This window comes from Prevotella conceptionensis 9403948 (genome assembly GCF_000312305.1).
GTDB classification, from domain to species: Bacteria; Bacteroidota; Bacteroidia; order Bacteroidales; family Bacteroidaceae; genus Prevotella; species Prevotella conceptionensis.
In genome coordinates, this window is the sequence record NZ_HE999451.1 from 77,737 (window position 1) to 88,723 (window position 10,987).

The following is a 10,987-nucleotide window of genomic DNA, read 5'->3' on the forward strand; positions in this document are numbered from 1 at the left end:
GGATGCTTACGCTTTAATGCCATGTCGTTGTTGGTAGGGCTGCAAGCATGGTTTGGGCAAGATGCGCCCTTGTTGCTTGATATGCCGATGGCCGAGTGGGCAAAGGGCTTACAGCTTGTTGCGGTCCAGAATGGTGATGCGCTTGCCTTCTACACGTATCGCCCCCGCTTCTGCCAGTTCAGACATGGTTCTGAGCAGCGAGAACTTTTGTATGCCGAAACTTTCTGCAATCTCTTGCCGCGACTTGTCGAGCTGAATTACGTTGGAACCCTGTTTGCCCGATGCCTCTTTGAGGAAATAAGCAATCTTTTCGCGCACGGTGAAAAGGCTTAGCACGCGCATCTTCTTGGTAAGGAACACGTCGATGTTAGACAAGATGGCAATAAAGTTGCGTCGCAACACGGCATCGGTGTCGATTAGTTCCACAAAGTCGGCTTTCTCCATGCGCAGCACGGTGGTTTCTGTTTCCGTTTCTACGCTTACGGGCATCAGGTTGTCTTTCGAAAAGATGAAGGCAGGCGCAATTAAGTTGCCTGCCACAAGGCGACTCACTTCTACCGACTTGCCCGAAAGGCTCACCATCCTTGCAACCATCTCGCCTTGCACCATGATGTCGACATGGCGGTAAGGCATTCCGGCAAGGATGTAGATGTCTTTCTTGTCGAATGTAACAATCTTATGCTTGGTGCTTGCCACGATTTGTTCGAGGCCCTGCTCGCTTATGCCCTTGAACAATGGGCAATGAGTCAGCGCATTTAATAATTTCTTCTCCATCGGTTACAAATTTAGCCATTATTTTTGTAACGGCAATGCTATTCGGTAACAAATGTTATCCGGTTAAAGCTTGGTATGGATTTTGTATGAAGAAAGGATGAAGGGAGGAGAAAGGAGAAAGTAGTAAGTGGAAAGTAGTAAGTAGAAGGTAGTAAGTAGAAAGTGGTAAGCCTAGGTTGTCTAGTAAAACTAGTTAATCTAGTGGGCCTAGAATATCTAGTGGATCTAGAAAACCTAGTAAACAAGAAGCCTAATAAGCCATAAGTCTGCATACTTACCAGCTCACCAACATATAAAATCAACAACATATAAACTCATACAGATATGGATAAGAAAATAGAAAAGGCCACGGTGATTGTAGCCAACGAAGTGATTAATTATGCCGAAGGAGGCATCGTAAGTAAGGAATTTGTGCACGCCAATGCCGGCAGCTTAACGCTTTTTGCGTTCGATGAAGGCCAAGGGTTGAGCGAACACTCTGCTCCTTTCGATGCAACCGTGCAGGTGTTGGACGGCGAGGCCGAAGTAAAGATTGACGGCGTGCCGCACGTTGTTAAGGCAGGCGAAATGATTATCATGCCCGCTAACCATCCTCACGCCTTGTTCGCCCACAAGCGTTTCAAGATGCTGCTCACGATGATTAGGGGATAGGCTGGCAACAACGCGCGCCCCCATTGGTGCACTTAACCAGTTGCATGGCGCGCTTTACCCATCTTGTTGCGACACTAATTGCTCCTTTTCGTTCCTCGAAAAGTGCGTTTTCTCGCCATGACAATGTTCGGGCAAGCTCGACATTGTTCATTTGGCTTAACGAAAACATTCTTTTCTCGTTCCTCGAAAAGTGCGTTTTCTCGCCATGACAATGTTCGGGCAAGCTCGACATCGTTCATTTGGCTTAACGAAAACGTTCTTTTCTCGTTCCTCGAAAAGTGCGTTTTCTCGCCATGACAATGTTCGAACAAGTTCGACATTGTTCATTTGGCTTAACGAAAACGTTCCCCATAACCAGCCTAATTGGTTTCACATACTGTTTCATCGCTCCGCTTGTTTTTTCTTTGCGGGCGTGTAGGAAGGGATGCCGGGCGGGTAAAATGCTTTGTTTCAGCTTTATTCGTTTTGCTGTTTCATCGCGTTTTGCTCGCCTTTTGCCTTAAAGCGTACTGTGGTTAGGTGGTTTTTGGGTCTTTTTTATGCCTACTTCCTTTATCGTTTAATATCCTTTAACTTTTTCTTCGTGCAAGTATTCGCCGTTTGCACGTTTATAGGGTGTAATCAACAATAAAAGTAACTTTAAAAATAAGGACAATGTACACAAAATCTTTACTCACAACCTTGGCCACAAGCGCCTTCTGTGCAACAATGCTGTTTTTTACCGCTTGCGACAAAGACAATGACTCGAACAAGCCCATGTTGAACAAGTTGACTTTCGACAAAACGAAGGTTGAAGTAACGGAAGGCATGGAAACTGAGCTGAAAGTGAAAAACGGAACAGCACCCTTTAAGGCGATGCTGTCGGGAGAAAAGAATAAACAAGTTGCCGATGTCGCCGTGAAAGACCGCGTAATAACCATCAAAGGTAAGATGGCTGGCTCGGCTACACTGGCCGTTACCGATAAGAAAGGCGACAAGGGCGTTATTAATGTTGTTGTTAAAAAGGCCGCTGGAACATTAAAGCTGGACAAGACTTCGCTCACAATGGAAGTGGGAAAGACCGAAGTGGTGAAGGTTCAGAATGGAAACGGCAAATATACCGCCATTGCTAAGGACCCGAAAACGGTTGAAGTGACGGTAAACAAATACGAGATATCTGTTAAAGCACTAAAAAGTGGCAAGACAGATGTTGAAGTAAAAGACGGAGATAATAATTTGGGTATCATATCAATAACTGTTAAGTAAACAATTCATTTCATCTATTCTGACTTCTGTATTTGGAAGGATCAACCCCCGATTTGTGAAAATCGGGGGTTGATTGGTTTTAGGCGGGTCGTGCTTTCGCATGGAAGTCGTCTTTGCTTTTAACCTTTCTGCAAATTGAGAGGGGTTTATGTTTGTGTGCTATAAAGCGCACTTTCCGAGGAACGAGAAAGAAGATAAACGCCCCGCTCACGTACGAAGTGCTGGGCAAAGACATGATGACGTCTGAAATTCTGTCGCATTCGTCTGTGGCTGAACAGGGCAATCTCTTAAAAAAGTAGCCTGGCAAGCGTTCTTTCAATACATTCTTTATAAGTAGAAAGCACCTTTCCTGTGGCACATAATGAGGAAAAAGTAAAGCGCACTTCTTTATGTTTCATCTGTTCTTATGTCAAAATGGACGTGTTTATGCCAAAACGAGAAAAGAACGATTTACCCGTTCACTTGTCAACTTGTCCACTCGTCAATTGGTTAACTTGCCTACTGGTTAACTCGTCAACTGCTTAGCTTGTCCACTCGCCAACTGGTTAACTCGTCAACTTCTTAGCTTGTCAGCTGGTTAACTTGTCTTCTGGCTCGCCTTTCCACCCATTAGCACATCAACTTATGTAAACTATTTGGTAAGAAATTTAACACTATGAGTGCCTTTTTTATCCACCAACCGCTCACCTTGCCGCAAAAAATCGATTCTCGCAAAGGTTTGTTTTGATGCAAAAAGGGGGTAGCATGTGAATGCTACGAAATGAATATTTATTTGAAAAGGCCGCCATTTGCACCACATTTGGGGCCATTTGCGGCTAAATACAGTGCAATTTGCACCAAAACGCAGTGTGTTTTGGTGCTAAACGCAGTGCGTTTTGGTGCTAAATGCAGTGCGTTTTGATGCTAAATGCAAGGTGAAAAGGTGCTAAATGCGGTGCAAAAAGGTGCTAAACGCAAGGCGGAAAGCATAAATATCCATCGTAATTGGTATAAATAAACCTGTTAGAACCATTAAAAATATGGTCGAAAAAGGCAAAATGGTCGTCAAAAAGTGGGATCTTAGGGGCTAAAAGTGGGTAATTGGATGTTGATAATAATGAGTTGGCAACCAAACTAGAAAGGCAAAATGGTGCAAAATGCAGGTTGTTTTCTTAAAAGCAGACACGTTAGAGGGCGTGGCAAGAAAGAAATAGTAGTGATTTACCTACTTTATGACCCGTATTTTCGCTAGAATGGTGCGAAATTTAGAGTGGTGTTGTAAAATAAAAGATAAAGAATTAAGTTTTTGAGTTGATGGGATTGTGAGTTGGTAAGTTTTTTGAGCTTGTGAGTCTGTGAGCTCGTGAGTTTCTGAGTTTTTTGAGTTTTTTGAATTGAAGAGTTGAAGAGTTGAAGAGTTCGCGAGCTTATGAACTTGTTAACTTGTCAATCTGTCAACTTGTCAACTTGTTAACTTATGAATTGGTGAGTTCTTGTGTTTGTAAGCTGATAAGTTGATGTCTTCGGTGGTTGTTCGGTTTTCGTAAGTTTATAAGCCAGTGGGTAGACTTGTGCTGCACTCCTCTCAAGTTATAGAAATATTAAAGGTCAAGACAGCTTCATGCACTTGTCCAACGCCTTGTCGTTTTCTGTTTGCTAATTATAGTGTGGTGGGGCAGGCATAAGGGCGTGTAATGGCCTTTAAACAACGGGGCAAGTCTGCTGCAAGTGGCTTGTTGACCCCTGTACAAGCGGTTTGTACGGACACTGCAAGGCGCTTGTACTTCACACTACCAGGTGCTTATACTTACACTACCAGGCTGTTTGTGCGCACACTACAAGGCCACTTGCACTGATGCTGCAAGCGGTTTGCAGCCCCATAACGAACAGCATTACGCAGGCAAATTGCCGATAAGGTTTGTTGCCAACCTAAACAGGGGACAGCAATAATCTGTAAAACGCGGCTAAGGCTTACCAATCAACACGCCGTTTCCCCTCGGCATCTTTTCTCCAATGTGTCCGTAACACTGTTGCTCATTCAGTCTAACGTTTCCATAAAACAACTACGTTAAGGCGTGCAACCCACGAGGCTAAGTAACAAGTTGTAAGCAAAGGGGGCGAAAGCGTGGCAACTAGTAAAAGTAAGGCATCATGGATGGGTGCGCCAACCGATTGAACAAACACTAATAAAATGTTAAATCTTAGGGGTTGGGCGCAGAATAGCCCTCGAAAAGTTTCGTTGTTCTGTCAATTTTGTTGTACTTTTGCCATCGAACATCAAAGAGGGGCGAACCGCACATGCAATCTACCACACCGCCAAATGCGTTCGACAAACCCCAAAGACGTTCTTTTCTCGTTCCTCGAAAAGTGCGTTTTCTCGCCATGACAATGTTCGAGCAAGCTCGACACCGTTCATTTGGCTTAACGAAAACGTGCCTAACCACATGGCGAAAAAACGCCTTGACACACGCCTAACATACCTAAATTGCAGCATTACCGAAGATGATATACATTGAATTGCCTTTCAACCAAATACGACAGATCACGTTTTACCTGGCTATGGAAGAATTTGTGGCTCGAAATCTCGACCTCGAAGAATGTTTTTTCATGTGGCAGGTGGAACCTACTGTGCTGTTTGGCAGAAACCAACTCATAGAAAACGAGGTGAACCTTGACTATTGTCGGGAGCACAACATTAAGGCTTTCCGCCGTAAAAGCGGAGGCGGATGCGTGTATGCCGACATGAGCAACGTGATGTTTTCGTACATTACGAAAGACGAAAACGTTAGTCTCACCTTCAACCACTACCTCAACATGGTGACGCGAACCTTGCAAAAGCTGGGCGTGGAGGCCGAGGCAAGTGGCCGAAACGACATCTTGATACATGGCAAGAAGGTGTCGGGCACGGCCTTTTACCACGTTCCTGGGCGCAGTATCGTGCATGGCACCATGCTCTACGACACCAACATGCAGCACATGGTGGGCAGCATAACCCCCACCGATGCCAAACTGGTGAGCAAGGGCGTGCAAAGCGTAAGGCAACACATAGCTTTGTTGAAAGATCATACCAACATTTCGCTGCCACACTTTAAGGCTTTCGTCAGGCAAGAACTATGCAACGACAAGCACGTGCTAACGCCCGACGACGTATTGGCCATCAAGGAGATAGAGAAAGAGTACCTAACGCCCGAATTTATTTACGGAAACAACCCGCGATACACCTCTATTAGGAAACAGCGGATTGAGAACGTGGGCGAGTTTGAGGTGCGCATCGAGATGAAAAAGAATATCGTTAAGCAGGTGAACATCATGGGCGACTTCTTCTTGACGGGCGACATCGACAATCGTTTGCTCGCAACCTTGAAGAACATACCCTACACCGAAGAGGCCATTAGGCAAGCCTTGCCCCAACGGGTAGACGATATTATCATGAACCTAAGTAAGGAAGACTTTATCAAACTTATCATATAAAAGCCCTAAACAACATGGAAGATAAAAAAACTTGCCTGCACGACAGGCACGTTGCACTAGGTGCACTGATGCAACCTTTTGCGGGCTACGACATGCCCATTCAGTATTCGTCTATCACCGACGAACATAACGCCGTGCGTAACCATTGCGGCGTGTTCGATGTTTCGCACATGGGTGAAGTGTATATCACAGGAAACGAGGCCGAAAAATACGTCAACCACATCTTTACCAACGACATCGCCGGTGCGCCCGTTGGCAAAGTGTTCTACGGAATGATGCTTTATCCCGACGGTGGAACGGTAGACGACCTGCTGGTTTATAAGCTTGGCGAAAACGAATTCTTCCTCGTTATCAACGCCGCAAACATAGATAAGGACGTAGATTGGATGAGACAGAACGCCGCTGGCTATGACGTGGCCATCGACCATTGCTCGGATTACTACGGACAACTGGCTGTTCAGGGTCCTGAGGCCGAGCAAGTGATGGAAGAAGTGCTGGGCTTAGCCTGCAAGGATCTGGAATTTTACACCGCCAAGACCATCGCAACGCATGGCGCAAACGTCATTGTGAGCCGCACAGGCTACACGGGCGAGGATGGTTTTGAGATTTATGGTCCCCACGAATTCATCGTTGAACAATGGGATAAGCTGATGGCAAGCAAGCGGTGCGTGCCTTGTGGCTTGGGATGTCGCGACACGTTGCGCTTTGAAGTGGGCCTTCCACTCTATGGCGACGAATTAAGTAACGAGATTTCTCCCGTCATGGCAGGGTTCAGCATGTTCTGTAAGCTAGACAAAGAAGAATTTATCGGCAAAGAGGCTGTGGCAAAACAAAAGGCCGACGGCGTAGAAAAGAAGGTGGTGGGCATTGAACTAAAAGACAAAGCCATACCTAGACACGGCTACGACGTGGTGAAAGACGGCGTGAAAGTGGGCGAAGTAACCACTGGCTACCACTGCATATCGGTAGACAAGAGTGTGTGCATGGCACTCGTAGACAGCCAATACGCCAAGCTGGGCAACGAACTCGAAATACAAATTCGCAAGAAAACGTTCCCCGGAACAGTGGTGAAGAAACGCTTTTACGATAAGCATTATAAGAAGTAAAGCAACTAGGTGATGGGTTAACAAGTTGATAAGGCCTCACCCCCAACCCCTCTCCAAGGGGAGAGGGGAGGGGTATGTTTTGTTAGTTGACGAGTTTGCCAGTGGACAAGTCGATAAGTCTACAAGTTTACCAGTCGACAAGTTTCCAAGTTAACGAATTGACAAGGATTGCCGTCCACTCTGCAATCAAGCATACGGCTTAACTCCTTAACTCCTTAACTCCTTTAACTCCATAACCCTTAACCAACAACTCAGTAACTAAAAAACTTAAAATACAACACTATGGCTAAATTTATAGAAGGACTCTATTATAGCGAGTCGCACGAATATGTTCGTGTAGAGGGAGAGTATGCATACATCGGCATCACCGACTATGCACAAAACGCATTGGGCAACGTGGTTTATGTAGACCTGCCCGAAGTGGACGATGAGATTGAAGCAGGCGAAGACTTCGGCGCAGTAGAAAGCGTTAAGGCTGCCAGCGACCTCACTTCGCCCGTTAGCGGCGTGGTGGTAGAAACCAACGAGGCACTAGAAGACGAACCCGAACTGATAAATAAGGACGCATTTGCAAACTGGATTATGAAGGTGAAAATGGCCGACACAACCGAATTGGACAACCTGATGGATGCCAAAGCCTACGAGGCGTTCTGCAATAAGTAAGCCCAAACAATCCTAACGCTATGCAATACAAGTTTTTTCCGCATACGGAAGAAGACATCAAGCTGATGCTTGATAAGATTGGTGTGCCTTCGCTGGATGCGCTCTTTGCAGAGGTGCCCGAAGAAATACGATTCCGACGCGACTACGACCTGCCCAGTGCAAAGAGCGAAATAGAAATAAGAAACCTCTTTGGCAACTTGGGCAAGCAAAACAAGCAGCTGACGGTGTTTGCCGGCGGCGGCGTGTACGACCATTACACGCCTTCCATCGTGCCATACATCGTTTCGCGCTCCGAGTTTCTCACCAGTTACACCCCCTATCAGGCCGAAATATCGCAAGGCACGCTGCATTACATCTTCGAGTTTCAGAGCATGATGGCCGAACTTACGGGTTTGCCCATCGCCAATGCCTCGATGTACGATGGCAGCACAGCCACTGCCGAAGCCGCCATCATGGCCGTTGCATCGGGCAAGAAGGCCAATAAGGTGTTGGTTTCAGAAACCGTCGATGATAAGATTTTGGCCGTGATACGCACCTATACGCACTTCCAAAATGTGCAAATAGAGGTGGTTCCTGCCGAAGATGGCGCCACATCGCGCACCGCCATGCAAGAAAAATTGCAACAAGGCGGTGTGGCTGGCATGATTGTTCAGCAGCCCAACAAGTACGGCATCATTGAAAACTACGACGGCTTTGCCGACGATTGCCACCAACAAAAGGCACTTTTCGTGATGAACAGCGTGGCAGCCGACCTCGCCTTGCTGAAATCGCCGGGTGAACTGGGGGCAGACATCGCCGTAGGCGATGGCCAATCGTTGGGCTTGCCCATGCAATTCGGCGGCCCGTCGGTGGGTTATCTCTGCTGCACCGAAAAGCTAATGCGCAAGATGCCAGGGCGTATCGTGGGCCAAACAAAAGACAATCGCGGACAACGAGCCTTTGTGCTCACGCTGCAAGCACGCGAACAACACATCCGCCGCGAAAAGGCCACGTCGAATATCTGTTCTAATCAGAGCCTTATGGCGTTGTGGGTAACCATCTATCTCAGTGTAATGGGCAAGGAAGGACTGAAAGAGGCCGCACAAATGTCGGTAGACGGGGCACACTATCTCTACGAAAAGCTCATCCATTCGGGTAAGTTTAAGCCTGCGTTCAACCAGCCTTTCTTCAACGAATTCTGCGTGAAATATGTTGGCGGCAACCTCGACCAGCTGCAACAACGCTTGCTGGACAACGGCATTCTGGGCGGAATTAAGATGGCCGACGACATGCTGATGCTAGCCGTTACAGAGAAAAGAACCAAGGAAGAAGTTGACCTTTTGGTAAGTTTAGTAACCCAATAACCCCCGAAACAAGATGAACAACAAATTATATGGCAACTTGATATTCGAGCTTTCGCGGCCTGGATGCCGCGGCTTTCACTTGCCAAACAACCCTTTCGGGAAACATCCAATAGCCAACGAACTGAAAAGGGGCAGCGATGCACAACTTCCCGAATGCGACGAAGTGACCGTGGTGAGGCATTACACCAACCACAGCGGCAACAACTTCGGCGTAGACAACGGCTTTTACCCATTGGGCAGCTGCACAATGAAATACAATCCCGTTATCAACGAAGAGGTTGCAGCTATGCCGGCCTTCGCCAATCTGCACCCGGCACAGCCTGCCGACACCTGCCAAGGCGCGTTGGCCGCCCTGTACGGACTGCAAAAGGCACTCTCCGAAATATCGGGTTTGCACGAGTTTACCCTTAATCCCTTTGCCGGTGCGCAGGGCGAACTTACGGGTTTGATGATTATTCGTGCCTACCATCAGGCAAACAACGACACGAAACGCACCAAGGTGATTGTTCCCGACTCGGCTCACGGCACCAATCCCGCATCGGCCGCCGTGTGCGGACTGGATGTTGTGGAGGTGAAAAGCACGCCCGAAGGTACCGTTGACACCGAACACCTGAAACAATTGCTGGGTGACGACGTGGCAGCGATGATGATGACCAACCCCAACACCTTGGGATTGTTCGAGAAAGACATACCTGCCATTACCAAGATGGTACACGATTGCGGTGGCTTGATGTACTATGACGGCGCCAACCTTAACCCGCTGCTGGGCGAATGCCGACCGGGCGACATGGGTTTCGACGTGATGCACATCAACCTACATAAGACTTTCTCGACACCTCACGGTGGTGGCGGACCCGGTGCAGGTCCTGTTGGCGTGCGCAAAGGGCTCGAACAGTTCCTACCTTCGCCCCATGTGGTGCGCAAAGGCGAACGTTACGAGATTGTAGAAAACCCCTTTGGTTTCGCTCCCGATGCGCCAACGATGAACCTAGGTACTTTCTTCGGCAACTTCGCCGTGCTGATGCGCGCCTACACCTACATCTTAACGTTGGGTAAAGAAAATCTTAAGAACGTTGGAAAACTGGCTACACTTAATGCCAACTACATTAAAGAGGCACTCAAAGACGTGTACGACCTACCTATTGAAGGGCTGTGCAAGCACGAGTTTGTGTTCGATGGGCTGAAAAACAAAGACACGGGCATACGCACAATGGACGTGGCCAAGGCCTTGCTGGACTATGGCTATCATGCGCCCACCATCTATTTCCCCTTGCTTTTCCACGAGGCCATGATGATAGAACCTACCGAGGCGGAGAGCAAAGCCACCATCGACGGCTTTATAGAGGTGATGAGGCTCATAGCAAACGATGCCGAACACAACCCCCAACGACTGAAAGACGCGCCATTGAACACGCCCGTTGGTCGTGTAGACGACGTTTTGGCGGCCAAACACCCCATAACCACCTATAAACAAAGCATTGATGAACAAGTTTGATATCTTGATTATCGGCAGCGGACCTGGCGGTTATCGCACTGCCGAGTATGCGGCACGCAAGGGTTTGCAGGTGGCCGTGTTCGAGAAAGACCAACCTGGCGGCACTTGCCTTAACAGTGGTTGCATCCCAACGAAGACACTTTGCAAGCATGCAGAGGTGGCCGACACCGTTAGGGAGGCTGCACAATATGGTGTTGCCATTAAAGATGCGGCCTTCGACATCGACATGCAGGCCGTGGTTGCCCGCAAGGAAGAAATTA

At 47.7% G+C, this 10,987-nt stretch carries 9 protein-coding genes; 8 read left to right on the plus strand and 1 reads right to left on the minus strand.

Annotated features, from left to right (window positions below):
* Positions 1 to 108 precede the first annotated feature (108 nt).
* The gene (locus tag BN93_RS12855) at positions 109 to 774 is read right to left on the minus strand and encodes a Crp/Fnr family transcriptional regulator (RefSeq protein WP_019188730.1); all 666 of its coding nucleotides are present in this window, start codon (positions 772 to 774) and stop codon (positions 109 to 111) included.
* Between the two features lie 324 nt (positions 775 to 1,098).
* Here BN93_RS12855 and BN93_RS12860 point away from each other — a divergent pair, with 324 nt between their 5' ends.
* The 8 genes from BN93_RS12860 to BN93_RS12905 form a co-directional block, all read left to right on the plus strand.
* Positions 1,099 to 1,425: a cupin domain-containing protein gene (locus BN93_RS12860; RefSeq protein ID WP_009231247.1), complete on the plus strand. Its 327-nt coding sequence runs from the start codon at positions 1,099 to 1,101 to the stop codon at positions 1,423 to 1,425.
* Between the two features lie 654 nt (positions 1,426 to 2,079).
* Positions 2,080 to 2,670 (plus strand): hypothetical protein, encoded by a 591-nt coding sequence (locus BN93_RS12870; protein WP_044260788.1) that lies wholly within the window; start codon positions 2,080 to 2,082, stop codon positions 2,668 to 2,670.
* Positions 2,671 to 5,151: 2,481 nt separating this feature from the next.
* Positions 5,152 to 6,120 (plus strand): lipoate--protein ligase, encoded by a 969-nt coding sequence (locus BN93_RS12880; RefSeq protein WP_019188735.1) that lies wholly within the window; start codon positions 5,152 to 5,154, stop codon positions 6,118 to 6,120.
* A 14-nt stretch (positions 6,121 to 6,134) separates the two neighbouring features.
* Positions 6,135 to 7,226 (plus strand): glycine cleavage system aminomethyltransferase GcvT, encoded by a 1,092-nt coding sequence (gene gcvT / locus BN93_RS12885; RefSeq protein ID WP_019188736.1) that lies wholly within the window; start codon positions 6,135 to 6,137, stop codon positions 7,224 to 7,226.
* Positions 7,227 to 7,508: 282 nt separating this feature from the next.
* Positions 7,509 to 7,889 carry a glycine cleavage system protein GcvH gene (gene gcvH, locus BN93_RS12890; protein WP_009231242.1) on the plus strand — a complete coding sequence of 127 codons (381 nt, stop codon included), beginning with the start codon at positions 7,509 to 7,511 and terminating at the stop codon, positions 7,887 to 7,889.
* A 20-nt stretch (positions 7,890 to 7,909) separates the two neighbouring features.
* Positions 7,910 to 9,232, plus strand: coding sequence for an aminomethyl-transferring glycine dehydrogenase subunit GcvPA (gene gcvPA / locus BN93_RS12895; protein WP_019188737.1), 1,323 nt, complete (start codon positions 7,910 to 7,912; stop codon positions 9,230 to 9,232).
* A gap of 13 nt (positions 9,233 to 9,245) precedes the next feature.
* Positions 9,246 to 10,727 carry an aminomethyl-transferring glycine dehydrogenase subunit GcvPB gene (gene gcvPB, locus BN93_RS12900; RefSeq protein ID WP_019188738.1) on the plus strand — a complete coding sequence of 494 codons (1,482 nt, stop codon included), beginning with the start codon at positions 9,246 to 9,248 and terminating at the stop codon, positions 10,725 to 10,727.
* Positions 10,714 to 10,987 (plus strand): FAD-dependent oxidoreductase (locus tag BN93_RS12905; RefSeq protein WP_157462873.1); only part of this gene is annotated, 274 nt, incomplete at its 3' end. The genes gcvPB and BN93_RS12905, both read left to right, overlap by 14 nt.

Bases quoted from the DNA above. Each gene is read 5' to 3' on its own strand.
- BN93_RS12855 (WP_019188730.1), bottom strand. From the start codon at position 774: ATGGAGAAGAAATTATTAAATGCGCTGACTCATTGCCCATTGTTCAAG.
- BN93_RS12860 (WP_009231247.1), top strand. From the start codon at position 1,099: ATGGATAAGAAAATAGAAAAGGCCACGGTGATTGTAGCCAACGAAGTG.
- BN93_RS12880 (WP_019188735.1), top strand. From the start codon at position 5,152: ATGATATACATTGAATTGCCTTTCAACCAAATACGACAGATCACGTTT.
- gcvT (WP_019188736.1), top strand. From the start codon at position 6,135: ATGGAAGATAAAAAAACTTGCCTGCACGACAGGCACGTTGCACTAGGT.
- BN93_RS12870 (WP_044260788.1), top strand. From the start codon at position 2,080: ATGTACACAAAATCTTTACTCACAACCTTGGCCACAAGCGCCTTCTGT.
- gcvH (WP_009231242.1), top strand. From the start codon at position 7,509: ATGGCTAAATTTATAGAAGGACTCTATTATAGCGAGTCGCACGAATAT.
- gcvPA (WP_019188737.1), top strand. From the start codon at position 7,910: ATGCAATACAAGTTTTTTCCGCATACGGAAGAAGACATCAAGCTGATG.
- gcvPB (WP_019188738.1), top strand. From the start codon at position 9,246: ATGAACAACAAATTATATGGCAACTTGATATTCGAGCTTTCGCGGCCT.